This window comes from Streptomyces sp. NPDC079141 (assembly GCF_040686775.1).
Classification (GTDB): Bacteria; Actinomycetota; Actinomycetes; order Streptomycetales; family Streptomycetaceae; genus Streptomyces.
Map to the genome: position 1 here is coordinate 497995 of NZ_JBFBLP010000004.1, position 26355 is coordinate 524349.

The following is a 26355-nucleotide window of genomic DNA, read 5'->3' on the forward strand; positions in this document are numbered from 1 at the left end:
CCGAACGGCCCTGGAAGAACCAACCCGGCGGCAAGGGCGTGCGAGCCCGCCACCGCCAGACGAGGAGCTGCCGAGTGCAACCCGAGATCCCCGAGTCCTATTCCGCCCCAGCCCAGGCTGTCTGGCCCGCAGCGGCCATCCCCGGCCGACCCGGCGCCCACCTGCGCGCCGCGCAGGCTGACGGCGCCGACGCGGTGGAGACGCCGAGCGGCTTGGAGGCGATACCCGATGCGGAACCGACCCACGGCTCCAAGCTGCTGGATGAACTGCGGTCGCAGATCGCCCAGTTCGTGATCCCGCCCTCGCCGGAGGCCCTGGACGCGATCACGTTGTGGGTGGCGGCGACGCACCTACAGCCCGCGTGGCAGCACGCACCGCGCCTGGCGGTGGTGGGGCCTGCGAAGCGGTGCGGCAAGTCGCGTCTCCTCGACGTGCTGACCGAGACGGTCCACGAACCGATGCTCACCATCAACACCACACCGGCGGCCATCTTCCGGTCGATCACCGAAGAGAACCCGCCCACGCTCCTGGTGGACGAGGCCGACACCATCTTCGGCACACCGAAGATGGCCGAGAAGAACGAGGAGATGCGCGGCCTGCTCAACGCAGGCCACCAGCGCAACCGGTACGTCACCCGGGTCGTCGGCAACGACCACACCCCGCACCGCTTCGCTACGTTCGCCATGGCGGCCATCGCGGGGATCGGCGACCTGCCCGACACGGTCATGGACCGGGCAGTGGTGATCCGTATGCGGCGCCGGGCCGAGGGTGAGAAGGTCAAGCCGTTCCGGTCGCGGCGTGACATCCCGGCTCTGAATGAGCTGCGCGACCGTCTGCACGCGTGGGCCAGGCCGCTGCTGGACGAGGCCGCGGACCTGGAGCCGGACATGCCGGTCGAGGACCGCGCCGCGGACACCTGGGAACCCCTGGTTATCGTCGCCGACCTGGCCGGTGGCTGCTGGCCCCGGCTGGCGCGGGTCGCCTGTGCGCGGATGGTTGCCGCCGAAGAGGCGGCCGAGGAGGACCACCCCAGCGGTGCGCGGATCCTCGCCGACATCCGCCGGGTCTTCGTCGCCCAGCGCGAGGTGGACAGCCTGTCCACCGAGGAACTCCTCCACCACCTGCGCCAGGACCCCGAGGCACCGTGGGCGGAATGGGGACGCGGCGGGCTGGACGCCCGCGAACTGGGCAGGATGCTGCGCGCGTACGAGATCAAGTCCGGCAACGTGCGCATGGCCGACCGGACCCAGCGCAAGGGCTACATGCGCAACAAGTTCCTCGATGCCTGGCGCCGGTACTGCCCCGCCGTCCACCCCATCAACGCCGACACCACGCGCGGCGAGGGCTGAGGCCCTCCCCCGGTTGCCGTACCTGCCGTCCCTGCCGTGATCTTGCAGGTCAAAGGGCATGCAGCCAAGACGGGAACCGGGGCCAAGACGGCACCGCGATCGACCATCGCAGCCCGCCGCCAAGACGCCGCCCTCATCCGTCTTGCGCCGTCCCCCGCCGTCCTGCCGTATCACCGCAGGTCACAGCCCCGCCCGCTGGGACGGACGACGCACCGCCTCTGTCCCGACTCGGGACACGGTCCATCCGCAACCAAGCCCTGCAGGACGCCCCTGTGTCGTGTTCCGACTCGGAACACGACACAGGCGGCACCCGCCAGGACGGAGAGCCGAGGCGGTTGCCGTACCTGCTCTGACCTGCGCTTGCAACGGCCAAGACGGCAAAGACGCACCACACCACTACCCCAGGAGTACCCCGCTTGAGGATCCCTCTCATATTCCGTCGCCGAGACCGCCCGCCGCTGGACGACCAGCCCGGTCAGGAGCAGCCGGCGAAGACGAAGTTGACTGTGGAGCAGTTCGTGCTCCGTGCGGCCGGCATCGTCATCGTGGCCCTTACCGCTGGTGCGTTCTGGCTCTCCTACGCACACTTGGCCGAGGTCGCCGCCCAGCATGGACTCCGTGACTCGCCGACCCGCCGGTGGGCGTGGCCCGCGACAGTGGACGCGTTCATCGTCGCGGGTGAGCTGCTCATGCTCCGTGCGGGCCTGCGCCGCGTCACCGACTTGTGGGCCATCGGCGTCACCGCCATCGGTTCAGTCGGCTCCATCGGGCTCAACGTGGCCGGGGTGACCGGCACGCGGGACGTCGGCAGCGTGCCGTTGCTCGACTACGTGGTCGCCGCGGTTCCCCCGGCCGCCGCGATGGTGGCCTTCGGTGTGCTGATGAGGCAGATCCACGAACTCGTCGCACAGCCTGCTGTCGGCCATCCGGCCCCCGGTTCTGCGCACGTGCCGCAACCACCGGCCACTCCATCCGTCCACCCCGCCGAGGCGTCGGCGACCGCGGTCGGCCCGTCTGCCGAGGTTCCGGCCGAGGGCGTCCGGCCTGCCGGCCTACTGGTTCAGCCCGGTCGGATCACCGAGCCGCCGACCGCCGCATCCGTCCAGCCGCCGGAATCGCCCGCCGATGCCGCAGCAGGCAAGCCGCGCGGTGGGCGTCCGCCCGGCGCCCCGCTTGAGGTACTCATGGAGATCGGCCGGGCTGCAGCCGCTGAGCAGGGCAAGCTCACCCGGACGGTCGTCCGAACGGCAGTTGAGGACAAAGGACTGACGATCGGCAGCAAGCGGCTGACCGACGTGATGGACATCCTCCGGGCCGAACCCGAAGCCCCAGCCGAGACCGACCGGCCCGACGACTGACCGGAACCGCCACCGGGTGACCGGAACCCTTCCGGTCACCCGGCCCGCCAGCCACCGCCCCGCGCAACGCGCGAGCGTCCACACCTGTGGACGAGGCGGCAGCCGCCCGAACTCCATTTGATCTCTGCGGTGACCCGCACGCCCTCCCACCTTCTCCGGAGAACCGTCCATGACGCACGACCCGCTCCACCCCGAGGACACGCCCGACGAGCTGCCGACGCTGACGAAGTCCCCTACGCTGCTGGACCGTTGGCGCCGCGCGTTCGGACGGGCTGCCCCGGGCGGAGCCAGTAGTACCCCGAGTCCGACTCACAGCCGGCCTTCGGGGGTCTCCGCCCTGGGGGTGGCGGAGGAGGCCCAGCGCCAGGGGGCGCCAGGCCAGGACGTCGGGACCGAGGGCAGCCCCGACGAGGACACGCTCCGCACCTTCCAGCGCGAGACCCTGCGCCCCGTACGTGCCACCGACACCGCCGAGAGCATCGGCGGTGAGCCCGTCGTGAAGAGCGTCCAGCCCACGATCCGCCGCTTCACAGGAGACAAACGCAAGGAGCGTGTCGGCCCCCTGCGCTTCACGACCGATCAGCTCGCCCTCCTCCAGGAGGCCACTGCCGAGCACGGCTACAAGGGCGAGGGCGGCTTCGCCGCCGACGTCGTCGTCGCCTTCATCACCGGCCGGTTCACCGCCAACCTGCCCCTGTCCGAGGACCGCCGCCGCACCCACCACTTCCGCGCCCAGGTCCTGCGCCAGCTCAACCGGATCGGCGTCAACGTCAACCAGATCGCACGCGCCCTCAACAGCGACCACACCCCACCCGACATCCGCCAGCATCTGACCGAACTCCGCCAACTCCTGGAGCTGATCGCCGAGGCCCTGCGCCAGCCCACCGACCCGGACACGGAGGCAGCCGCGTGATCGCCGCAATCAAACCGGCCGGGTCCAACACCCGCGGCCTGCTCGCCTACCTCTATGGCCCCGGCGACCACGACGAGCACCTCGACCCGCACATCGTCGCCGGATTCGCGATGCTCGGCATGCCCGACCCCGGCCGCGACGAGAACGCCACCCTCACCGAACTCGCCCGCTACCTCGACCAGCCCGTGCGGCTGCGCAACAGCGAGTTCGGCAAGAAGGCCACCGACCACGTCTGGCACTGCCCCGTGCGCGCTGCCCCCGAGGACCGCTACCTCTCCGACACCGAGTGGGGCGAGATCGCCCAGCGCATCGTCCAGGCTGCCGGCATCGCCCCCGCAGGCGATGACCTGGCCTGCCGCTGGATCGCCGTACGCCACGCCGACGACCACATCCACATCCTCGCCACCACCGTCCGCGAAGACGGCCGCCGCCCCAAACTCCACGACAGCGGCATCCGCGTCGGCGACGCCTGCCGCGAGATCGAAAAGAACTACGGGCTCAGGCAGCTGAAGAAGGGCGACCGCACCGGCACCCGCCGCCCCACCCAGGCCGAGATGCACAAGGCCGAACGCCTCGGCTGGGAACAGCCCAGCCCCGCATGGCTCCAGGACCGCATCCGCGCCGCCATCCCCCACGCGACCAACGCCGAGGAATTCATCGCCTACCTCGAAGCCAGCGGCGTCGAGGTCCAGGTCCGGCGCGGCCCGTCAGGCGACCTCCTCGGCTACGCCGCCGGCCGCCCCGGCGACCTCAACGAGGCCGGCGAGCAGATCTACCACCCCGGAAGCAAGATCTCCCCTGACCTCTCCCTGCCCAAGATCACGACCCGCCTCGAATCCAGCCGGCCCGAGGAACACCCCACCGCCCGCCGCAACCACCCCAGCACCCCCTGGCAGCAGGCGACCGACGCGCTCGACACCCTCCACAGCGACCTTGCCGACGACACCCACGCCCAGGCCCACATCACCGCCCTGGGTGAACTGCTCGAAGCCACCGCCCAGAAGGCACCCGCCAACCTGCGCACCGAACTCCAGGCCGCCGCCAAGGCGTTCGCCCGAGCCCAGCGCTCTCAGATCCGAGCTGAAGACCGAGCCGCCCACGCCCTGCGCAGCGCGGCCCGCGACATCGTCCACACCGCCACCGGCCCCGACGGCAGCGCACTGGCAGCCATGGTTGCAGCCCTCGTCTGGGCCGCCATCGTCGCCAGGCGCTGGCACGAAGCGAAGAACCACGCCCACCAGGCTGACGCCGCCCGCCAGGCTGTCCAGCACCTCCAGATGGCCGCCGACCGTGCCCTTGCTCCGACTCTCGCCGAACTCACAGCCCGACCGCCCAGGGAGCAAACCCGCCGCGTTCTCGCGAACGACGTACGAGCAGCCGTCCCCGACCACGCCGAGCGCATCCTCGCCGACCCGGCCTGGCCGGCACTTGCCACCGTCCTCTCCGACGCCGAAGCCCGCGGCCACCAACCCCACCAGCTCCTCAAGGAGGCCGCTGCACAGCGCGAGTTGACCAGCGCCCGCCAACCCGCCCGGGTGCTGATCACCCGTATTCAGCACACCGGCCGGAACCCTGCTCCGAACCGCCGCGCTGAAGCTGCCCGCCGACGCTCGACCATCACACCCTCGGTCCGCGTCCAGCAGATCCAAAACGGTCAGACTCCATCGACGACTACGACGCCTGCCGAACAGCAGCACCGACGGCGCCGTTAGACACCGTCAGAGCCGCAGGGGTTGCGTTCCTCGGGGATCGGAGGAACGTGCGAGGCTTTCCCGGATCACGCGGTCGCTGGCGCGCAGAGCCGCCGTCAGTTCTCCTCGCAGCTCGTTCGGGAGGGTCCCTGAGCCAAGGGCGCAGTCGCGTACCAGCGCGTGACAGTCCTGCACTTGCCGGTCCGTGGCGGTCTCGGTGAACAGAGCATGAGCCAAGCTCTCGCGAGCCGCATAGCCGTCTTCGGCGTCTGTCGTCCTGCGGTGGAGGTCCTCGACGATGCGGTGCGCGGCGAGCGCCTTGGCGGAACCGATCGCGTCGAGGACCGTAAGTCCGAGCCGGGTGTCGAAGACGGTCATCCCGGGTTCGGTCTTCCGTCCGGAGTAGACCGTCACCAGGTCCGCCAGGTGCCCGTCGATCGGCCGCCCGGCGTCGCGGCGGCATAGGACGGTCAGGCATGTGGTGACGGCTTGTTCCCATGGGTCGCCGGGCATCGTGTCGGCAAGGAGGGCAGCGGCCCACGCGGTGTCACCCGAAACGAGAGCAGCGAGGACGGCGACCTGCCGACCGTCGAGCATCCGTTTTCCGATGCCATGGTGGGCTTCGATGTGCGCCAGCGCTTCGGCCCATCGCCCCTCGGTGGTGAGGGTGCGCGTGCCGTCTGCGAGGAGGACGCGCCACAGCCACGCGCGAACCTCCTGGCGGTCTTCGCCGGTCGCAGTGAGGCTCGCGGGTACGGTGACGCGCTCGAACCGGGCGGCTGCGCCCGCCTCGACGGCCTTGTACAAGTTGAGGAGTCGCTGCCGACCCTCATCGGCGTGACCGGCGCGGATCTGGAGGCGAGCGAGGTTGACGACCGGTTCCAGTCCTCGGATTGCGCTCATGCCGGGCAGGGGGCAGGCATGAAGGTAGGCGGCGGCGTGCTGGTGGCACATCTCGTGGGCGAGGTCGGGGAGATCGAGGTCGGAGGCGATGAGCGCGGCCTGGTTGTAGACGGCCGATGCGAGCCCCTGGTCAGTCTCTTTCACCGCGGTGTCGGCCAGGTCGACGAGTGCGCGTACGCGTTCAGGCAGGGGCAGGCAGGCGGGTCGGAATCGGGCGACGAGCGGGAAGCGCTGGGCTGTGGAGCCGTGTGGGTCCATGGATCCCCCTTGTCGAGAGTGAGGAAATGCTGAGGCGGCGGTGCCCGCCAGCCATGTGTCGACGGGCACCGTCCGCTACGCGTGGGGCGTCAACGCCAGTCGACGACGATGCGGTTCAGCGGCGTGTCGAGGGCGAAGAGGTCGGGGCGCTGCTCGATGGCGGGGGCGTCGAGGGGCTGGATCTCGAACGTGGCCTCACGACCTCGGTACTTCCTGTCCCAGGTACGGATGGTGTCGGCGACTTTCGCGGCCAGCTCGTCGCTGCCGGGGCCGTGGCCGATGACGCCGAACTCCCAGAGCTTGTCGCCCTCGGAGGTCGTCTTCTTGGACACGCGCCGGGCGAGGTAGGTGACGGCGCCCTTGTCGACGACCGCAGTCGACGAGGGGTAGGGGTCCTCCGTGAGTAGCGTGCCCTTGGCGCTCTGGGGGAACAGCATCCGGATGAGACCGGAGGGGAGGGAGCAGGTGAGGAACAGTTCCATCCACTCCGGCGATTCCATGGCGCGGACCGTCATGCCGGTCCACTCCTCGGTGCGCGGCTGGTCGAGTACACCTGCGAGGGCGTCGGCGTCGATGTTGAGTCCGGCGGGGGCCTGGAGTCGTACGGTGCCGTCCGTGCTGAGCGGGATCACTCGGCGGTCGTCGTCGGCGATGCCCCGCCGAAGCGGCATGAAGGTGTTCATCTCGCTGCCGAGGGAGACCCAACGGCCGTCATGCTGCTCGTAGGTAATGGAGCGGGACACCGTGCCCTTGAGACGCTGGGGGACGAGAAGCCGGCCGCCGGGGGCAAGCTGCTGCAGCCAGGCGTGCGGCACGCCGTGCGCGCCCACGGTGGCGATGATCCGGTCGTACGGCGCTGCTTCGGCGTAGCCGAGCGCCCCGTCGCGGGTCAGGGCCTCTACGTTGGTGATCCCGGCAGCGGCGAGGTGCGTGCGGGCGCCTTCCACGAGGTCGTCGTCGACGTCGAGGGTGGTCACATGTCCGTTCTCGCCGACCAGGTGGGCGAGCAGGCCGGCGTTGTAGCCGGTGCCGGCGCCGAGTTCGAGGATGCGCTCGCCGGGCTGGGCTTCGAGCTGGTCCAGCATGAGGGCGACGACGCCGGGCTGGGAGGCGCAGGAGATGGAGGTGCCGTCGGTGTCGTACTTGATGTGCACGGGTGCGTTGGCGTAGGCGTCTTCGAGTGACGCGTCGGGCACGAACACGTGGCGGGGTACGGTCCGCAACGCGGTTTCGACGGCGGGTGTGCGGGCGTGTCCGTCCGCGCGGAGCTGGTCGACCAGGGCGTTGCGGAGGCGCTCGGCGTCCGCCGTGGGGGTGGTGATCGTGTCGGTGTTCACCGCGCTGAAGCTATCGGTGTCGGCCGTTGCCTCGGTGGGCGGTTCGGTGTGGTCACTCGTTCCCATGACTACCTCTCGTGCGATGTGGGACAGGGCGCTCTGGTCGTCTCGGAGGAGACCGGCGCGGTTGGCGTGGAAGATCACGTGGTGGGCGATGACGGCTCGCAGGCCGCGGGTGAGGGCGCCGCGGCCTGCGAGGTCTGCGAGCGTGGCGCCGGCCCGTTGGAAGGCGGTCACCCATTCCTCGTGAGCGTGGAGTGGGCCATCCGGGCGGCAGAGGCTGTGGGCGTCGGCGGTCATGAGCTTGCGCATGGGCGGAGCCAGTTCGGCGGTTCGTTCGGGCGGTCGTGGAGCGGTGGCTGGGCGAAGGGCCGCGACCTTCGCCCATACGTCGCCTTGTTCGAACCAGTCGAGTCCCGCGCCGCGCATCATGGCGCTCGTCAGCAGGACGGCGGTCTCCCGGCGTCCCAGGTGCATCTGGCTCGGCTGGTAGGTGAGCAGGTGGCGGGAATCGCTGTGGAACAGTTCGTGGGCTGTGTCCATGGCCTCGGGTCCGCCGAACGTGTCGGTCTCGGGCTCGTAGACGCTGGGCAGGCACGACGCGGCCACGCCGTCGCCGACTAGATCGCTCAAGAGCGACTCAATGGCTGGTGAGGGCTTGTCGGCGAGGTAACGCAGCGGCCAGGGCTGCTTGTTCATGAACCACCAGTCGGTGAGCTGCCCGTCGGCCTCGGCCTCGATCAGGGTGGGGCCGAGGCGTTCGGCGATGGTGCGCTGGGCAATCTCGCGGTCGACGAAGGTGATGTTGTGCTGCTGCCAGCGGTCAGGAGGCATTGAGGTCCTTCGGTCGGTGGATCAGGCGATGAGGAGGCATGCGTCCCAGGCGGACCGGGGTGGTGCGGCGGTGCTGGGCGCGAGGAGCGCCAGGGCTATGCCGGCGGCGCCGTCGAGTAGGCCGGGGCCGCCTTCCTCGTCCTGGATGAGCTCCGTGGCCGTGAGTTCGGGGTCGGTGCCCGGTGGGATGACCGCAGCCAGGAGGGCCGGGATCGCGGCGCGGAGTTTCTCCGCGGGCGAGGGGTGGGCGTCGTCGGCCATACGCGCGGCGACGTGGGCGAGGCCGGCGAACCCGTGGCAGAGGCCGTTGTCCGTCGTGGCCTTCAGCTGCTCGGGGTCGGTGAGGGCGGCCACGAGTGCGTTCTCCGCGTCGATCTGGCGGCGGGTGTCGCCGAGCGCGAGCGCGGCGAGTTGCTGGGCGCGGGCGAGGCCGGCGGTGCCGTAGCACCAGGATGGCCGCCGGGGCGCGGACGGGGCGAGACGCCGGCTTCGCAGCTCGCCCTGAGTGACCCAGTACGGCCAGACCGGTCCGCCGTCGGCCTCCTCCTTCCAGCGGTCCAACCAGGCCAGGATGGTGTGTAGTGCTGCGTGGTGCCCATCGGTGACGGAGCCGTTCCGAGCGGCGAGGGCCAGGAGCGCGAGCACGCCGCCGATGCCGTGTGCCATACCGGTGTTGGCGTGCCCGCCGGGGAATCGGTCGTCCGGGCTGCCCGAGGGCCCGGTCTCCGCCCACCAGCCCGGCACGCTCTCGCCGTGGTGGGTGATCGGTTCGGTGAGGCGTACGCAGTAGTCGAGAACGGCGCGCGTCGTGGAGCTGCCGGGGCTTCGGCGTAGTAGGTAGGCGCCGTATCCGGTGAGGCCCCGGATAGCGTCGAACTCAGCGAGCTGTGGCAGGCGTCCGGCGTCGATGCGGCGGTGTGCGGCGTCGAGACGGCGTCCGACGTCGACCGCGATCTGGGCGTCCATCGCGTCGAGGGCGCGCTGGTAGGAGCCGGGAAGGTGGTCGGCCGCACAGGACAGGGCGTGGGCGAAGGCAGGCACTCCGTAGAACGGGTGGCTGTCTGGGCCGCTGGTGAGCGGCTGCCGGGAGGCGGCGGCGAGCCAGTCGTGGGCGCGGTGCCACGGGCTGAGGCCATTCGCAGCCAGCTCGATGTGCAGGAGCGCGATGCCGGGCGGACCGTAGGCAAGGTGCTGCCGGTCCGAGGACAGCGTTCTGGAGCCGAGGGGCACGGTGTCGGGGTCGGCGAGTTGGGCGGCGATGGCGTCGACCAGGCGGAGCGTGGGGTGCGCGTTCACGAGGCCCTCCCCTTGATGCGGGCGGTCCAGGCCAGGGCGGCGGCACGCGCCAGGTATAGGCACACCTCTTCCTCCGGGAAGTTCACGGCGACGTGGCGCACGAAGTGGACGTGCAGCAGGGATGTCAGGACGTCGTCGATGGCGATGCCCTGGGTGTCCGGGCCGGGCAGATGCGGCCGGTACGTAGCGAGTGCCGCTTCCCGGTCGACCCATCCGGACACGATGGCGTCCCCTCCCGGGACCATGCGCAAGGCCGACCAGCCGTCGCTCGGGTCGGCGAGCCGTACGGCCTCGGTGAACTGCGGGCGAGGAACGGGCACGGGTGCGGTCGGCGAGACATGGTCGATCAGCCACCGCACCCCGGCCTCGGTGGTGCCGAGGAACGCGGAGGCGATGGCGACCGTGTGGGCCGCCACCAGCGTGCGCTGACTGGGGTGCTGTGGCTGTGCGAGCTGGGCCAGGACGGCGCGCGAGTCCGCCCGGAACACCTCCTCGGCCGCCTCCCATGCGGCGCCGGAGCCCCAGCGGCCCATCTCACGGTAGGAGGTGGGATAGCGCAGATCGGCCAGCAGGCCGATGCTTCGTAGCTCGTCGGCCCAGGCGCTCACCGTTCGGGCCGTGTCGGCGAAGGCTTGCGCGTCGGGGAGGGCGATGCGTACGCGGAGGTGTTGGTCCGGGTCGCGGAAGCGGATGAACCACCATGGCGGGTTGCCGAGTTGTTCGAGGAGGCGGGGCAAGTGCCGGGAGAGCAAGACGTCTTGGCGGCGGGGGTCGCCGTACAGGGCGGCCAGAAGTACCGAGGAAGCGACAGGCGTCTGCCGCTGGGCCGCAGACAGGGCACGGGCCCGGCTGGGGGCCGGCAGTGGCGGCCATGCCGACGGCCCGGTTGCTTTGAGGGGCACCACGACCTCGTGGGCTCGCCCACCGCACCAGCCATACGCCTCGGGTTCCGGGGCCTCAACGAGCACGGCCAAGCGCGAATGGTCGAGGTGCCGACGCAGGAGTGCACAGTGGCCAGCCTCGTCGAGGTCGAGGAAGAGGCGCCGGTCGTCCTCTACGAGGAAGACGCGGCGCGGCAGCCTCCGCCGGGCACGCCAGTCGCTGAGTGCGGCGTCCCACTCGGCCCGAGGGTGGGCATGGCCGGGCAGTTCGGACGCTTCCAGCCGCCAGCGCGCCGGGGCCAGCACGATCCGGCCGTACCGCAGACGTGGCAGGAACGGCATCGCAGCTGCGGCGCCCCAGTCGAAGACGGTGACCTGCGCGCACTGGGCGCGGGACAGTTCGGTGAGGAACCGCACGAGCGGCGGCGTGTGGGTGCGCAGGTTCAGCGCGTGCATTCCGACGACCTCCACGCGGTGGCCCCGCTCGGGGACGGCGAGGTACATGCGGCGGCCGTCGCACCCCACAGCCAAGTCCTCCGGGGTGAGGACGGTGTCCTGCGGGGTGCGGTGCTCCTGAAGGCTGATCACGGTGGGGAGAACCTGTGGGGAGCGGGTGACGTGGGCGCTCTCGGAGAGCAGGGGCGGGAAAGAGAGCTGCGCGGGCACGGTGTTGCCGTCTGCGGCCGGGAGGTCGGCAAGCTCGGCGGCCAGAGCCTCCCGGTCGGCGGGGGCCAGGACGCTGAGGAACCGGCCCGTGGAAACGCCGACACCACGGGACACGCTCACGACCTCGAGCCGGAACCGCCCGCGCTGCAACTCCTCCAGGCTGACCGCATGCACCCGCACCCCGATCTCCAAGTGCGGCGGCAGCCGAGGCTCGTCAGGCCCCACGTCCAGGGCCTCAATCTGTTCGTCCGTGAGGAGCACTTCGTCACGGACGTCGAGCGCAGCGGCCTGGGCCAGCCGTATAAGGACGTCATCCCGAGCGGAGACGCGGGGCCTGTGTGGGCTGGCCGGAGCGCCTGGGTAGCCGTCGGGATAGCCGGTGCCGCTGTCCGCGACGACCTCCGCGAGCGGGACCATCGTGCCGATGCCGTACCGCTCGTAGAACCGCTGGTGGTACTCGTTCCAGGCGGCGGTCCCGTACGGGCGGCTGCTCAAGCGGGTCAGGATAAGAGCGGCGCGCTCGCTCTCTCGGGCGACCACTTCCGGCAGAACGATCTGCGCGTCCAGGCGGAGGTCGAGCGCGACGGGGTGGCGACGCAGGCCAGGGACGAGGTCTCGCATCCGCGCCGCGACGCTATCCCGGCCGCCGTGCGTGGCGCACGCCTCCAGGCCAGCCCGGACCGCGTGGAGTTCGCGTGCGGTCTCCGCGACCGGGGCGAGGCTTCCAGCGTCGATCGCGTCGAGTTGGCCCACCAGATGCCCGAGGGCATCGGTCTCGGTGCTCGGAGAGTGCAGGCCCGTGATCAGCACCCGCCGCCGGATCAACTCCGCCAGCAGTTGACGCGCCTTCTCGGGACCGGCCTCGGGGAACTCCGCCTGGAGCTTTTCCACGAGGGTGCCGAACCGGATCGGTAGTCGGCCCGCGGCAAGGACGGCGCGCACCGGTTCGGTCAGGGCCAAGGACGCCTCGACCGCGCGAGTCCGGTCGTCCTGGATGCCGGGCTGGAACGGCACGATGAGCCGGTCTCCCCGGTATGTCACGGTGTTGTTGACGACGACGGGCAGCCGTTCGAGGAGGTCCGGGCACGACTCCAGCCGTTCGACCAGGGCCGCCAGCCACTCTGCCCCCGCGCGGCCGACGACCATGTGCTCCTCGCCCCAGTCGGCCCGTGCCTGCGGGCCGAACTCCGCGGTGGCCACGCCGGCGAATAGGCCGAAGGGTGTCGCCCGGTGCTGGGCCCGCAGCAGGTAGCGGGCCACGGACAGCGCCGCGCGCTGCACATCTCGGGGGGCGGGATGCTCAGCCGTGCACAGGGCCCCTACCCGCGCGGCCAGGACGGGGCTGGAGTGCTGGAGCGCCTCGGCGACGTCCTTGTCCACCCACACCGCGCGTAGCCACGCCATCCGAGCAGACGAACCACTGGGCGAGCTGTCATCGAGGTCAGGGCATGGCGGGAACGGCAGCGATGGCCGGGCCACTGCGCGCACGAGAGCGGTGGAACCGGTGCGGAACGCTGCGGGCGAAGCAACCACCAAGTACCTCCGTAGGCGAGGGGACGGGCGGCTGGTGCCGCCGCGCGGAGACGCGGCGGCACCAGGCCGGGGTGACCTGGGGTCCAGGTCAGGCGACGTTGGTGGTGCAGGCGCCGCAGGTGGACCCACAGTTGTCGTCGGTCAGGTTCACCAGGCCCGCCGGATCGGCGATCTCGACGAGGGAGACGTCCAGGTCGAAGCCGTCCGATGCCCCAGGGATGTGCGGGCGTACTTCGGTGCGGCTGGGAACTACGGTGCTGCGCGTCATGCTTCAACTCCTCGTAATCGTTGTGGTGTTACTGGGCTGGAGCGCCCACCAGGTGCCGTCACGGGAGCGTTGCCGAATGGCTGCTCCGCGGTGGGCTCCTGGTCACCCGGCGCGAAGGGACGTGCTCCGCGTAGGAAGTCCTCGCGGGCTGTCTGGCTCGCGCCGGGAAGTCGTGTGCCGGGAGTCCGATCAAGCGGATGCCGGCCGCCGCTCCATGAAGTAGGCGAGTGCCTGGGCCTTGAGACGATCGAGGCACGGCTCGCACGCGTAGAAGGGAGCGTGCTGCCCGTCCCACTGCACCGGGCCGAGCCAGACCACCAGGACTCCGGTACGCCCGCAGCCGAGCCAGCAGTCGCCGGTGAACCACGGCCACTCCATGGAGGAACGTCCCCTTTTCTCAGCTGGTCGGGATGGTCGATCTGGCGGCCAGGCAGTTGGGAGCGCAGGCCCCGAGCTGGAACGGCACGCCCCTGTGGCGCATCTCGCCCAGCCGTCGTCGCTCGCTCCCAACGGCCAGGCGCAGAGGGCGCAGTCCATGGCCATCTGCTGGCGGGGCCGGAGTCGTGCCAGATCCGGAAGGGGCGAGGATGCCGTGGCCGGGATGCTCACTTGCCACCTTCGGTACGGAGTTCCGCCCAGACCTCTTTGCCCCAAGGGCGCCTGTCCGAGCCGTGCAGGTCGTAGCCCCAGCGGTCGGCGACAGCGTCGACGAGGAGCAGCCCGCGCCCCGACTCGTCGTCGTCAGCCGCCTGGCCGAGTATGGGAAGACGCGATGGTTCCCGATCCAGGACCCCGACACGCAGTCGAGTCGCACTCGGCCGCCCAACCATGAGGCGAATCTCGGGACACGGAGTGTGCCTGGAGGCGTTCGCGATGAGCTCCGTGATGATCAGCGCGGCACGGTCGGCGAGACCGTCGAGGTGCCACACGCCGAGGACGTCCCGAACGAGTTCGCGGCCGAGCTCGGCCGTGGACGGCTCGCACGGGAAGGTCTGGCTGTACGTGGGATGGCCGACGGACAGGGCCTCAACTTGTGTTCTCAGACTCGTCATTGGGGTGGAGCCTTCGTGTCGTCTCGGCGCCCGGCCCGCCCCCGCGGGGGAACCTCAGGGGCGGACCGGGCCGTCAACAGCCACCCGCATGGTGGGGCGCGGCGGGCGACCAGCACCCAGACAACTCCCTTTCCCAGCAGGTTGGTTAGGACGTTCAGGTGCTCAGTCGACGGACCCGCCTAGGGCGTTTTGACCTCTCCTTTGCCTGACGGGCGGGGATAGCGAGGGCTACCGTGCCCGCATGGACACCACCCGCAACACCGTTCTTGAGGCGTGGATGACCGAACACGGCTACAGCTCCAACAGCCTCGCCGAGGCCGTGAACAGGGCCATTGAACGGTTGACCGGGCGCCCTGGTGGACTCGACGGCTCATCGGTCCGGGCATGGAAAGCGGGCCGGGTGACCTGGCCAAAGTCAGCCGCCCGCACGGCACTTGAGGACGTCACCGGACTACCCGCCGTCGCTTTAGGGTTCGTGCCACGGGGCCGGCCTTCGTCCACCCCGGCCCTACCGCAGCAGGAGGACCCCGACATGAAGCGCCGTACCCTCGTCGGCGGGATCGCAGCGGCAGCCGCTGCGGCAGCAGCAGCCGCTCCCGGCACCGCGTCACCGCGCCGTATCGGCATGAGTGACGTCAACCGCCTGAACAAGCGCTTCGCCGAGATCATCGCCAGCGACCACCGCCACGGCGGACAACTCGGCATCGAACAGCGGGCCGCCGCCCTCGCCGACGAGGCGCTCAACCTCCAGAACGCAGGCAGCGCCACCCAGCGCGTACGAAGCAACCTCTACGCCTCAGCAGCCGCCTTCCGTTCCTCCGCGATGTGGGCTGCCATCGACGGCCGGCGCTACGACGTCGCCAAGGCGCACATGCGCGAGGCCCAGGCCCTCGCCGAGATGTCCGGCGACCAGGCGATCAAGTTCCGCATCTGGAGCCACGCGGGCACCATGTACCGCCACATGGGCCGCCCCGCCGACGCGTTCGCCGCCAACGACGTCGCCCGCAACCTGCACCTCACCCGCCGAGACCCCCTGTTCGCCTCCCTCGGCCTGGCCCGCCAGGGCGCCATCCACGGCACGGCACAGGACCGCACCGGCACCCGCCGCGCCTTCGATCAGGCCCAGGACGCCATGCTGCGTGCCGACCCCACCGACTACCGGCCGGTGTGGATGCTCGCCTTCTACGACCAGGCCGAACTGGACTCCCTGGCCCTCTCCGCACACTTGGCGCTCGGCGACTACTCGACCGCCGAGTACCACGCCCACCGCTGCCTGTCAGCCCTCCGAACTCACATGATCCGCTCCCGCGCCATCACCACGACCCGCCTCGCCCACGCCCAGCTCGCCCAAGGCGCCCCCGACGCCGCCACGGCCACCGCGATGAAGGTCCCCGCCGAAGCCGCCACCCAGCACGCCCGCGTCACGCGCATGCTGCAGGAGTTCGGGGCCGCACTGCGCGCCACCGCGCCGGGCAGCTCCACCGTGCAGACCTGGACCGAGCACACCACCGCCTGGAGGATGGCCGCATGACCACGGCGCCCGCCATCGAACTACGCTCCTTCACCACTCTCGACACCGCCCGCAGCGACCTCCTCGACGTGTACGCCGACGTGCGCGCCCCACTCCTCCACCTGCCGAACTACGCCGTCACCGCGTTCGGCGAACGCCTGGACCGACACGGCACCGAACCGGGGTTTACGGCCGTCCTCGCGTACGCGGACGGGCACCCGGTCGGCTACGCCTACGGCAACACCATCGAGCACGGCGACCGCTACTGGCAGCGCACCAGCCCGACGCCGGCGGAGAAGTACACCGAGCGCCCGGCAGTGGCCCTGAAGGAGATCGGCGTCCGGCCGACCTGGCGGAAAACCGGCACCGCCCGCCGCATTCACGACGCCCTCCTCGCCACCCGCGACGAGCCGTACGTCACGCTCATGGTCAACCCGGCCGCTGGCGACGGAAAGGTCCACGCGCTCTACAAGTCGTGGGGATACGAGGACATCGGGCAGAGCCAGCCGTCACCGGCCTCACCGGTCCTCACCGTGATGATCCGCGACATCCGCTGACTTTAGACGCCGTCCGCTTTCCGCACGCGATCGGTTGGTTCGGGGTAGGTGGGCATGAGCTCCGGTCGCTGGCGGGAGAGATGGGCGTAGTTCGTCCGCTCGTCTGGCTCGTGAGGGTGGCTGGTGCCGTCTGTCTCCCGGAGGGCGCATGGGAGCTTACGGCCCAACGGCGCTGCACCAGGGGCAGGCTCGATGCATTCATCGTGCGCGCACAAGCTGGGGTCGTATGGGCCAATACATCGGAGGGAGGTGCACCGGAGGAAGAGGACGGCTTGGCGGCTTCGAAGGCTGTAAGCCCGGCGCGCTCCGTTGGATCACTGCAGCGTGCGCAATGTGGACACAATTGTCGGGCTTCGGTGCCAGAATGCGGAGATCAACACGTCAACCGGGGGAGGGCAGATGAAGCTGGACCGCGTCTACGTCCGGTTCTTCCGTTCGTTCAACTTCGACTACGAGCGCAAGGCCCACCGGGAGGGAAACGCTCTGGAGTGGGAACGAACCAGCCTCGGGTGGTACCCGTTCGTACGATTGGACGTCGATCCTTACGTCACCGCGGTAGTCGGTGCCAATGAGTCGGGTAAGAGCCACCTTCTCGATGCCGTGGGCAGGCTGCTGACCGACGAACCCGTTGACCGTCGTGACTTCTGCCGCTACTCGGATCTCTACTCGGTGGAGCAAGGGGGACGCCGCGTCTCGGATTTCGCCGGTCGTTTCTCGGCTGAGACTGACGAAGATGTCGAGATGATGGAGTCGCTGGGCTACTCCGGGGACGATGCCAGCGGGTTCCACTACGTCCGTTCGGGCAGCGGAACCTCGTTCGTGTTCAGTGCGCGCAATCCTGCGCGCCGTGATCTGACGGCCGACGAGGAGAAGGATCTTCGCGCGACGTTCCCGCAGGTATTTCGGCTGGAGACGGAAGTCGCCCTGCCTGCAAGCATGCCGATCGGCCGGCTGGCCGGGCAGCCCGTCGATGGTCACCCGGACCGCGCGGGTCGTCGCCAGCTTCTGGACTCCCTCCCCAAGTCCAAGGTTGCCGAGAATGAATTCCCTGCCCTGTGGTCCACGATCTCCGACTTCCTCACGCCGCGGGCAGTTGATCCCGATATCGCCCGGGCCCGCGAGAAGGAGTTCCAGCTTGGGCGCAGCCTCCTACTCGATGTCGCGCGGATCGATCCCGCCGCGTTCCGTGATCTCGACGCCGCGCTCACTGCTGAGCGCGAAGGCGAGGTCAACGCGATCATTCAGCGAATGAACGACGCCATCGCCAAACACCTCAACTTCCCGAAGTGGTGGGCACAAGATCGCGACTTTCGGCTTCTTCTGTCGCCACGAGAGCGGGAAGTCGCGTTCACAATTCGTGACCGCACTGAGACGGAGTACTCATTCGCCGAACGCAGCCGGGGCCTACGGTACTTCCTTTCCTACTATGTTCAGCTTCGCGCCAACCAGCGCCCGAGCGGACGCGAGCAGCTCCTGCTGCTCGACGAGCCTGACGCCTACCTGTCCGGCGTCGGCCAGCAGGATCTCCTGCGCATCTTGGAAGAGTTCGCGAGGCCGGAAGACTCCTCCCCAGGTGGGCAGGTCATCTATGTGACGCACTCGCCCTATCTCATCAACCGCAATGCCGCGCACCGCATCCGTGTACTTGATAAGGGCAGCCACGACGAAGGCACACGCGTTGTCACCGACGCCAGCCGGAACCACTACGAACCGCTGCGCTCCTCGCTGGGCCCCTTTGTTGCCGAAACAGCGTTCATCGGTGGCGCCAATCTGTTTGTGGAAGGGCTCGCCGACCAGGTCTTGCTCGCCGGAGTCTCTTCGCATCTGCGCGGCCGGGGCGCGGCCCCCAGCCAGACGCTCAACCTCAATGAGGTCACGATCGTGCCCGCTGGATCGGCCGGCGCCATCCCCTATCTGGTCTTCCTGGCCCGAGGGCGAGACGAGATCAAACCACCGTGCGTGGTCTTGCTAGACAGCGACAAGTCCGGCAACGACGCGTTGTCGCGTCTCCGTAAAAGCCCGGTCGGCCGACGGGCCTACATCAATTCCAAGTTCATCCTTTCCGTCGGCCAGTGGACGAAAGACGTCCACCTGGCCGTCGAACCCAGTGTGGCCGTCGAGGAGCCGGAAGATCTCATTGCACTCCCGGTCGCCGCGGCAGCTGCTCGCCATTACGCCGAGCACGTGATCGGTCTCGATCGCGATGCCACCGCCAAGCTCACCCCCGACACCATCCAGAAGAGCCTGACAGGTGCGCCGCACGTCTGGGATGCGACCGTCAAGGCATTCGCCCTGGCCTTTCCCGGAGAACACGTCGAGAAGGTGGGCTTCGCGCGTGAAGTCGTCTCGGTGCTTCACGCCACGACGACAGATGACGAGGACAGCGTGCTCAGGGAGGCAGCCGAAGCCACCAGAGAGAACTTCGGGCAGCTACTCGGACACCTTGCCGACCTGCTGCACGACGCCAGGACCGCCGAGGACGACGCTCAGCAGCGAGACCGCGTGACCCGGCTCGTACGGGGCTTCCTGCACGATCACCCAGATGGTGTCATCCGCGACCAGGCCCGCATCCTCTTCCGTGAGATCGAGAAGGCTCTGGAAGACACAGACGAAGGTGACGCTCGGCGAACGCGGCTCGCTGACATGCGGCGCCGCTACGACCTCGGCAATGAGCCGTTGCAGCCCGTGCCGGACTACGACAAGTTCAAGGAAGAACTCGCCGCGCTGCGATATCAGGAACGGCTCGCGCATCAGGACCGGCCGCAGGAACCGGCGACACCCGCCAAACCGCCAGTTGGCGAACCGATGACGGCGGCAAGCACGCAACGGTCCGAGCCCCAGTTGACCTCGGCGGAGACACCTGCGACGTCATCTGCAACAAGCGGATCGACCGCAAGTTGACCGGGGTACATCTATGAGACGCCGTCCACTTACCGATCATTAGGCTGGTCTGGTCGAACAGGATTCCTGATCGGGTGGTCGCGCGAGAGTCTGGGCATGACAGCAGGGCTTCTTGGTAGCTCGGGGGTGCGAACCAAACCGAGCACCAGGAGGCCCTGTTGACGCGGTCTTTCGCGTTCGCGTGCGTGGAATCCAACCTGTCATCCCCATTGTGTGACTGCATCGCGCACAGGTTCGGCGACGAGGCGGGCCAGCCGGAGCGTGCTGCGGGCGAGCCCACAACCCGTCCGCCCGCCAGATGGAGCCGTGCACCATACGCGGCTGCCAGCCGGGGTAACCGTCGCGATGCTTGGCGATCTTTGTCGACTCTGTGGAGAACACGTTGCTATGGACGTCAGAGTCTCGCGACCAACGATTCTTCGGGTGCCCTGCTCGTGTCCTTGGGCTGCGCTAGCCTGCATCCGTGATTACAGGTGAGCTGAAGAGCAAGATCGATCGACTGTGGGACGCCTTCTGGTCAGGAGGTATCTCCAACCCACTGGAGGTCATCGAACAGATCACCTACCTGATGTTCATCCGGCGCCTCGACATCCTGGAGCAGGCCAAGGAGAACAAGGCCAACCGCTCCGGGCGGCCGGTCGAGAACCCGATCTACACGGACGATACCCAGGTCCTGCGCTGGTCCGTGTTCATCAACGAGTCCCCCGGGAACATGCTCACTCGGGTACGCGACGGCGTCTTCCCCTGGCTGCGCACGCTGGGTGGTGAGGAGTCCACCTATGCGCATCACATGAAGGACGCACGCTTCACCATCACGACCTCGAACCTGCTCACCAAGGCCGTCGACATGATCAACGGCATCGACATGGGCGATAAGGACACCAAGGGCGACCTGTACGAGTACATGCTCGGCAAGATCGCCACGGCTGGGCAGAACGGCCAGTTCCGGACGCCCCGGCACATCATCCAGCTAATGGTCGAGATGATGGCCCCGCAGCCGGGCGATGAGATCTGCGACCCGGCATGCGGTACGGCTGGCTTCCTGGTGGCATCTGCCGAGTACGTCGAGCGCACACACCGTGAGGCGCTATTCGAGCCGCGTCAGCGGCAGCACTTCAACGAGAGCATGTTCCACGGTTTTGACTTCGACAGCACCATGCTCCGCATCGGCAGCATGAACATGCTGCTGCACTCGGTCGAGAACCCCGATATCCGCTACCGCGACTCGCTCGCCCAGAGCGCGGCGGGTGAGGCTGACCGGTACTCGCTCATCCTCGCCAACCCACCCTTCGCCGGCAGCCTCGATTACGACGCTACGGCCGGCGACCTGCAAAAGGTCGTCAAGACCAAGAAGACCGAGCTGCTTTTCTTGGCCCTGTTTCTGCGCCTCCTCAAGCCTGGCGGCCGGGCTGCGGTCATTGTCCCAGAGGGGGTGTTGTTCGGCTCCAGCAAGGCGCACCAGGATCTGCGGAAGTTGCTCGTCGAGGGCCACAAACTGGATGCCGTGGTCAAACTGCCGGCCGGTGTCTTCAAACCGTATGCCGGGGTTTCCACGGCCATCCTGTTCTTCACCAAGACCAATAGCGGGGGCACGGACAACGTCTGGTTCTACGAGGCCACGGCAGACGGCTGGAGCCTCGATGACAAGCGCATGCCGCTTCTAGCGGAGGACAAGCTTGGGCCGCTAGTAGGCGACGGCACGCTGAGTGAAACCGAGCACGCGAAGAACAACCTGCCCGACGTGCTGACTCGGTGGAAACGCCGTAACGGTAGCGAACAGGAGCGGCCACGAACCGAGCAGAGCTTCTGCGTTGCCAAGTCCGACATCGCCAATCAAGGCTACGACTTGAGCCTCAACCGGTACAAGGAGATCGTCCACGAAGAGGTCGAACATCGAGAGCCAGCCGAGATTATGGACGAACTGGCCCGGATTGAAGCGGAAATTCAGCAGGGTATGAGCGAGTTGAAAGGGATGCTCTAAATGCAGACATCCTTGCTCGGGGACGTGTCGAATTTCTACGCTGGAGCATCGCTTCCCGCTGGTGAAACCTTCGAGGGGCAGCCTGGCGGCTATCTCCTCGTGAGAGTTTCTGATATGAACCTGCCCGGAAACGAGCGAATCCTTGGGGAGTCCCAGCGTTGGAGCGCCAAACCTGGGGCCAAATCGGCAACATGTCCGCCTGGTTCGGTAATTTTTCCGAAACGAGGCGGCGCCATTGGGACGAATAAAAAGAGGCTCGTGGAACGCCCCTGCGTCCTCGATCCGAACGTGATGGCTGTCGAACCTCTTCCCGGTCGGCTGGACAGCGGGTACCTGTATCACTGGTTCAAATCGTTCGATCTCTCCTCGATCGCGAACGGTAGCAGCGTTCCTCAGCTCAATAAGAAGGATCTGGCTCCACTTCGCATTCCACTGCCCTCCATTCCGGTCCAGCGACGGATCGCTCAAGTACTGGATCGTGTAGACGCACTTCGCGCCAAGCGTGGTGAAGCTATCGCCCTGCTCGACGATCTCGCCCAATCCATCTTTCTTGACATGTTCGGCGACCCCGTCGCTAATCCGAAGAGTTGGGAACGCCTCCCTCTGGGCTCGGTGCTGGATCGGATCGATAGCGGAAGAAGCCCCGTCTGCCTGGATCGCCCCGCCGCCAAAGAGGAATGGGGGGTGTTGAAGCTCGGAGCCGTTACGCAATGCGTATATCGCCCCGCTGAAAATAAGGCTCTGCCCGAAGGTGCGGCAAAGGAAATCGAGAACGAAGTGAGGGTCGGTGACCTCCTGTTCTCTCGTAAGAACACTTCCGAGCTTGTTGCGGCAGTTGCCTATGTTCGGAATACGAGAGAGCGTCTGCTCATTCCGGATCTTATTTTCCGCCTCGTCCCGAAGCGAGGTGCACAGGTCGACAAGGCCTATCTGCACGGTTTGCTGACATATCCATCAAAGCGCGAAAAGGTTCGCTCGCTCGCGAGTGGAAGTGCCGCCTCAATGCCTAATATTTCAAAGGCGAAGCTACTAAGTCTTGAATGCGAGCTGCCACCTCTTGTGCTCCAACGTCAGTATGCGGCGAAAGTAAACATGCTTGAGAGCGCGAAGTCATCACATTATGCCCATCTGGCCGAGCTTGATGCCCTGACAATCTCACTCCAACACCGCGCATTCTGCGGGGAGCTGTGGCCGGATGAGGCCGCAGCCGTCGGTTAAGCGCTGCCCTCAGTACCGCTATCCACCCGCACTTGCGAAGGGGCACCACCGTGAGCAACTTCGATTTTCTCCAGGCCGAGTGGCCTGACCTGCACCGCGAAGCCGTACACGCTGAGCGGCTGGCGCATGCAGACCCGAGGGCATCCGCGTTCTATGCGCGTCGGGTGCTGGAAATCGCGGTGGCCTGGATGTTCGATGCCGATGACACGCTTAGGTTGCCCTATCGACGTGACTTAGCGGCGCTGATTGCCGAGCCGACACTGGTGCGGGTGTCTGGCCCTGCGGTCCGGGCGAAGATGGATGTAATCCGTCGGCAAGGCAATATCGCTGTGCACCGCAAGACACCTATAACTCCCCAGGACGCGGTGCGCACGCTCACGGAGCTATTCCATGTCCTGTACTGGATGGCCCGGACCTATACCCGCGACCAGACCCAACTGCCCCCGTCCACGCTCGCTTTCGATGCCGCGCTGATACCTCGACCGGTCCCTGCAGAGGTGCGCATTACCAAGCAGGCCGAGCTGAAGGCCCAGGCAGAGAAGCACGCCGAGCAGGATGCCGCGCTTGTCGCAGAGCGGAAGAAGAACGAGGATCTGGACGCGGAGATCGCCGAGCTGCGTTCACAGATCAAGGCGGCCAAGGTCGCGAACGAGGCACAGCCGGACACGCACGACTACAACGAAGCCCAGACCCGCACCCTGATCATTGACCTCCTCCTCAAGGAGGCTGGCTGGGACCTGGACCAGCCGAGGGACCGCGAATACCCGGTCACTGGGTTGCCGCCCTCGGCCGCGCCCTCTGGCAAGGGCAAGGTTGACTACGTTCTGTGGGACGACGACGGCAAACCCCTGGCCGTCGTCGAGGCCAAGCGAACCACCCGCGACCCGCAGCAGGGCAAGTATCAAGCGACCGTCTACGCTAAGGCCCTGGAAGATCAGTTCAAGCAGCGGCCAGTGATCTTCTACACCAATGGCTACCGCACCTACTTTTTCGATGACCTCAGCTACCCTCCCCGTGAGGTGCAAGGCTTTTACACCAAGGATGAACTTCGTCTCCTGGCTCAACGGCGAGCCAGCCGCCGCAGCCTCGCCAAGATGCCGATCAACGAGCAGATCGCCGGCCGCCATTACCAGTCCCGCGCAATAAGACGGATTGCTGACTCCTTTGAAAAGGACTCACTGCGCCACGCCCTGCTCGTGATGGCAACCGGATCCGGCAAAACTCGCACCGTAATCGCGCTGAGCGACTTGATGATGCGCGCAAACTGGGCCAAGCGCGTCCTCTTCCTCGCCGACCGCACCGCTTTGGTCAAGCAAGCCACCAACGCGTTCAAGAAGCATCTGCCTGGTGCCCCCGTCGTTAACCTTCTGGAGGAGAAGGACCCCAACGCGCGGGTGTTCGTCTCCACCTATCCGACGATGATGAATCTGATCGATCAGACCGACGCTTCGGGCCGCCGTCCCTTCGGCCCTGGCTTCTTCGACCTGATCATCATCGATGAGGCACATCGCTCGATCTACCAGCGATACGGCGCGATCTTCGACTACTTCGATGCGCTCCTTGTTGGCCTGACAGCGACGCCTAAGGACGAAGTCGACCGGAACACCTATCGTCGCTTCGAGCTTGAGGATGGCGTGCCCACTGATGTCTACAGCCTGGACGAGGCGGTGGCAGAGGGCTACCTGGTGGCGCCGCGTGCTGTCGATGTCCCGCTGAAGTTCCAGAGGGGCGGCATCAAGTACGACGACCTTTCCGACGAGGACAAGGAGAAGTGGGACGAGACGGAGTGGAGCGAGGACGGGCAAATCCCGGACGAGATCACGACAGAGGAACTGAACAAGTACCTCTTCAACGCCGACACCGTCGACAAGGTCCTGCAGACCCTCATGACGCACGGCCTGAAGGTCGACGGCGGCGACAAGCTCGGCAAAACCATCATCTTCGCCGCCAACAACCGCCACGCGGAGTTCATCGCAGAGCGGTTCGACAAGAACTACCCGCATCTCAAGGGCGCCTTCGCCCAGGTCATCACGTACCGCACCGAGTACGCCCAGAGCCTCATCGACAAGTTCTCCGACGCGGCGGAGCTTCCCCAGATCGCCATCTCCGTGGACATGCTGGACACCGGCATCGATGTGCCTGAGGTCGTCAACCTCGTCTTCTTCAAGCTGGTGCGGTCCAAGACAAAGTTCTGGCAGATGGTCGGCCGCGGCACTCGCCTCGCACCCGACCTGTTCGGCCCGAACCGCAGCAAGGACGGCTTCCTGGTTTTTGACCTGTGTCAGAACATCGAGTTCTTCAACCAGAACCTGATGCGCGCTGAAGGCAAGGTCGCTCCCTCTCTGAGCCAGCGGATCTTCGAACGCCGCGCCGACCTGCTCCTCGCCCTCGACGAAGCAGAAGACCCTGGCCAAGAGGCAGCGGAGTCCGCCGTACGTCCAGAGTCCGATGGCACGGTCAGTGATGAGGGCCTGCGCTGGGACCTCGCCACACGCCTGCATGACGAGGTGACGGCGATGAATCCGGACAACTTCCTTGTCCGTCCGCACCGCGAGCAGATTGAAACCTTCGCGGACTTCGATGCGTGGCTTGCATTCACGCCTGACGCTCACAGCCAAGTCGTCGATCACCTGTCAGGACTTCCGACGGCATTCCGCGACAAGGGCGACACCGGGGAGGAGGCCAAGCGATTCGACCTGCTTTCGCTCCGACTCCAACTCGCCGTTCTGAACGGCGACCCGAGTTTTACTCGCCTGCGGGACCAAGTCCAGGAGATCGCGTCCACACTGCTCGACCATCTGACTATCCCGGCGGTCAAGGCCCAGCGGCCCCTGCTCGACGAAGTGGCCGGCGATGAGTGGTGGCAGGATGTGACGCTTCCCCTGCTGGAGACGATGCGCCGCCGTCTGCGCGGGCTCGTCCGGCTGATCGAGAAGACCAAGCGCAGCATTGTTTACACCGACTTCGAGGACGAGCTCGGCGAGCTGACCGCTGCCACGCTCAGCGGCATGGAGATCGGTACCGATCTCACACGTTTCGAGCAGAAGATCCGTATCTACCTCAACACGCATCAGGACCAGCTCGCCGTCCAGAAGATCCGTCGCAACAAGCAGATCACCGCGACTGACCTGTCACAGTTGGAACAGATCTTCGTGGAGGCCAGCCTCGGCACCACTGCAGACATCGACTACATCAAGGATGCCAAGGGCGGCCTCGGCCTTTTCCTACGGTCGCTGACGGGGTTGGAGCGGGAAGCGGCAGCCTTGGCATTCGACACCTTCCAGCAGGGCAAGACGTTCACAGCCAACCAGCTCCGCTTCCTCAACGAGCTGATCGACTATCTTGCGCGAAACGGCACCATTGACGTCGACGCACTGTATGAGTCGCCGTTCACCGCGCTCGCGCCGACCGGCCCCGAGGCGATCTTTCCCGACACCGAAGTGGACGCGATGGTGTCCGTCATCCACTCGATCCGCTCCACTGCTGTCGCGGGCGAAGGTGCGGCTTGATCAACCAGATACAGGGGAGATGCAATGCGTCAAGAAGAGATCGCCAACGAGTGCCCTGGAACGGGGCAGCGCGGGCGCATGGACGAGAGCGCGCCGGGCGACGACTGGTACGTGATCTGCCACGTGTGTGGAACGAAGTGGGCGGGAGGTAGCACCCTTCTCGTGCCTCACGAGGACCTGCGGAAGCGATGACGCCGGGGCTGGTCGTGCGTGAGCGATGCGTGAGCGGATGACGTGGAACGGACGGGGCCTCCCCCTGAGTGGTGGACACGCTGATACTGGATCTGCTTGATCCGGAGGAAGCGAGAAGACCGCCGATGGCGATGAAGGACTATTCGGA

The 26355-nt window shown here is 67.4% G+C and carries 17 protein-coding genes; 10 read left to right on the forward strand and 7 right to left on the reverse strand.

Annotated elements, in window-relative coordinates; genetic code table 11:
• Positions 1-74 precede the first annotated feature (74 nt).
• The 4 genes from AB0Q90_RS16520 (at position 75) to AB0Q90_RS16535 (ending at position 5332) form a co-directional block, all read left to right on the forward strand.
• On the forward strand, positions 75-1349 hold the full coding sequence (locus AB0Q90_RS16520; RefSeq protein WP_363165434.1) for a DUF3631 domain-containing protein: 1275 nt from the start codon (positions 75-77) through the stop codon (positions 1347-1349).
• A gap of 458 nt (positions 1350-1807) precedes the next feature.
• Complete coding sequence (locus tag AB0Q90_RS16525; protein WP_363165448.1) at positions 1808-2707, forward strand: DUF2637 domain-containing protein; 900 nt, start codon at positions 1808-1810, stop codon at positions 2705-2707.
• Positions 2708-2876: 169 nt separating this feature from the next.
• The gene (locus AB0Q90_RS16530) at positions 2877-3620 is read left to right on the forward strand and encodes a MobC family plasmid mobilization relaxosome protein (protein ID WP_363165435.1); all 744 of its coding nucleotides are present in this window, start codon (positions 2877-2879) and stop codon (positions 3618-3620) included.
• Positions 3617-5332: a relaxase/mobilization nuclease domain-containing protein gene (locus AB0Q90_RS16535; RefSeq protein ID WP_363165436.1), complete on the forward strand. Its 1716-nt coding sequence runs from the start codon at positions 3617-3619 to the stop codon at positions 5330-5332. Before AB0Q90_RS16530 ends, AB0Q90_RS16535 begins: the two co-directional genes overlap by 4 nt.
• Positions 5333-5338: 6 nt before the next feature.
• On the opposite strand, the gene AB0Q90_RS16540 is transcribed toward AB0Q90_RS16535, so the two are convergent.
• The 7 genes from AB0Q90_RS16540 to AB0Q90_RS16570 all read right to left on the reverse strand — a co-directional run bounded on the left by AB0Q90_RS16540 (position 5339) and on the right by AB0Q90_RS16570 (position 14339).
• A complete protein-coding gene (locus AB0Q90_RS16540; RefSeq protein ID WP_363165437.1) occupies positions 5339-6472 on the reverse strand; it encodes a hypothetical protein in 1134 nt (377 codons plus the stop codon).
• Between the two features lie 89 nt (positions 6473-6561).
• Entirely contained in the window at positions 6562-8643 is a 2082-nt protein-coding gene (fxlM, locus tag AB0Q90_RS16545) for a methyltransferase, FxLD system (protein ID WP_363165438.1), read from the reverse strand.
• 21 nt (positions 8644-8664) lie between these two features.
• The gene (locus tag AB0Q90_RS16550; protein WP_363165439.1) at positions 8665-9939 is read right to left on the reverse strand and encodes a lanthionine synthetase C family protein; all 1275 of its coding nucleotides are present in this window, start codon (positions 9937-9939) and stop codon (positions 8665-8667) included.
• The gene (locus AB0Q90_RS16555; RefSeq protein WP_363165440.1) at positions 9936-12890 is read right to left on the reverse strand and encodes a lantibiotic dehydratase; all 2955 of its coding nucleotides are present in this window, start codon (positions 12888-12890) and stop codon (positions 9936-9938) included. Before AB0Q90_RS16555 ends, AB0Q90_RS16550 begins: the two co-directional genes overlap by 4 nt.
• Before the next feature lie 217 nt (positions 12891-13107).
• Positions 13108-13287, reverse strand: a complete 180-nt coding sequence (locus AB0Q90_RS16560) for an FxLD family lanthipeptide (protein ID WP_030750825.1) — start codon at positions 13285-13287, stop codon at positions 13108-13110.
• 189 nt (positions 13288-13476) lie between these two features.
• On the reverse strand, positions 13477-13665 hold the full coding sequence (locus AB0Q90_RS16565) for a hypothetical protein (RefSeq protein WP_363165441.1): 189 nt from the start codon (positions 13663-13665) through the stop codon (positions 13477-13479).
• A gap of 227 nt (positions 13666-13892) precedes the next feature.
• Positions 13893-14339, reverse strand: coding sequence for an ATP-binding protein (locus AB0Q90_RS16570; protein WP_363165442.1), 447 nt, complete (start codon positions 14337-14339; stop codon positions 13893-13895).
• Positions 14340-14580: 241 nt separating this feature from the next.
• Between AB0Q90_RS16570 and AB0Q90_RS16575 the strand changes: the two genes are divergently transcribed.
• The 6 genes from AB0Q90_RS16575 to AB0Q90_RS16600 all read left to right on the forward strand — a co-directional run bounded on the left by AB0Q90_RS16575 (position 14581) and on the right by AB0Q90_RS16600 (position 26015).
• The gene (locus AB0Q90_RS16575) at positions 14581-15870 is read left to right on the forward strand and encodes an XRE family transcriptional regulator (protein ID WP_363165443.1); all 1290 of its coding nucleotides are present in this window, start codon (positions 14581-14583) and stop codon (positions 15868-15870) included.
• Entirely contained in the window at positions 15867-16406 is a 540-nt protein-coding gene (locus AB0Q90_RS16580; RefSeq protein ID WP_363165444.1) for a GNAT family N-acetyltransferase, read from the forward strand. Before AB0Q90_RS16575 ends, AB0Q90_RS16580 begins: the two co-directional genes overlap by 4 nt.
• Before the next feature lie 399 nt (positions 16407-16805).
• On the forward strand, positions 16806-19307 hold the full coding sequence (locus AB0Q90_RS16585) for an AAA family ATPase (RefSeq protein WP_200743535.1): 2502 nt from the start codon (positions 16806-16808) through the stop codon (positions 19305-19307).
• A gap of 463 nt (positions 19308-19770) precedes the next feature.
• A complete protein-coding gene (locus tag AB0Q90_RS16590; protein WP_363165445.1) occupies positions 19771-21288 on the forward strand; it encodes a class I SAM-dependent DNA methyltransferase in 1518 nt (505 codons plus the stop codon).
• Positions 21289-22506, forward strand: coding sequence for a restriction endonuclease subunit S (locus AB0Q90_RS16595; protein ID WP_363165446.1), 1218 nt, complete (start codon positions 21289-21291; stop codon positions 22504-22506).
• 50 nt (positions 22507-22556) lie between these two features.
• Positions 22557-26015: a DEAD/DEAH box helicase family protein gene (locus tag AB0Q90_RS16600; RefSeq protein ID WP_363165447.1), complete on the forward strand. Its 3459-nt coding sequence runs from the start codon at positions 22557-22559 to the stop codon at positions 26013-26015.
• Positions 26016-26355 lie beyond the last annotated feature (340 nt).

Excerpts from the sequence above, each read along its gene's own strand:
- AB0Q90_RS16530 (WP_363165435.1), top strand. The coding sequence starts at position 2,877 with ATGACGCACGACCCGCTCCACCCCGAGGACACGCCCGACGAGCTGCCG.
- AB0Q90_RS16540 (WP_363165437.1), bottom strand. The coding sequence starts at position 6,472 with ATGGACCCACACGGCTCCACAGCCCAGCGCTTCCCGCTCGTCGCCCGA.
- fxlM (WP_363165438.1), bottom strand. The coding sequence starts at position 8,643 with ATGCCTCCTGACCGCTGGCAGCAGCACAACATCACCTTCGTCGACCGC.
- AB0Q90_RS16555 (WP_363165440.1), bottom strand. The coding sequence starts at position 12,890 with ATGGCGTGGCTACGCGCGGTGTGGGTGGACAAGGACGTCGCCGAGGCG.
- AB0Q90_RS16560 (WP_030750825.1), bottom strand. The coding sequence starts at position 13,287 with ATGACGCGCAGCACCGTAGTTCCCAGCCGCACCGAAGTACGCCCGCAC.
- AB0Q90_RS16565 (WP_363165441.1), bottom strand. The coding sequence starts at position 13,665 with ATGGAGTGGCCGTGGTTCACCGGCGACTGCTGGCTCGGCTGCGGGCGT.
- AB0Q90_RS16570 (WP_363165442.1), bottom strand. The coding sequence starts at position 14,339 with ATGACGAGTCTGAGAACACAAGTTGAGGCCCTGTCCGTCGGCCATCCC.
- AB0Q90_RS16575 (WP_363165443.1), top strand. The coding sequence starts at position 14,581 with ATGGACACCACCCGCAACACCGTTCTTGAGGCGTGGATGACCGAACAC.
- AB0Q90_RS16580 (WP_363165444.1), top strand. The coding sequence starts at position 15,867 with ATGACCACGGCGCCCGCCATCGAACTACGCTCCTTCACCACTCTCGAC.
- AB0Q90_RS16585 (WP_200743535.1), top strand. The coding sequence starts at position 16,806 with ATGAAGCTGGACCGCGTCTACGTCCGGTTCTTCCGTTCGTTCAACTTC.
- AB0Q90_RS16595 (WP_363165446.1), top strand. The coding sequence starts at position 21,289 with ATGCAGACATCCTTGCTCGGGGACGTGTCGAATTTCTACGCTGGAGCA.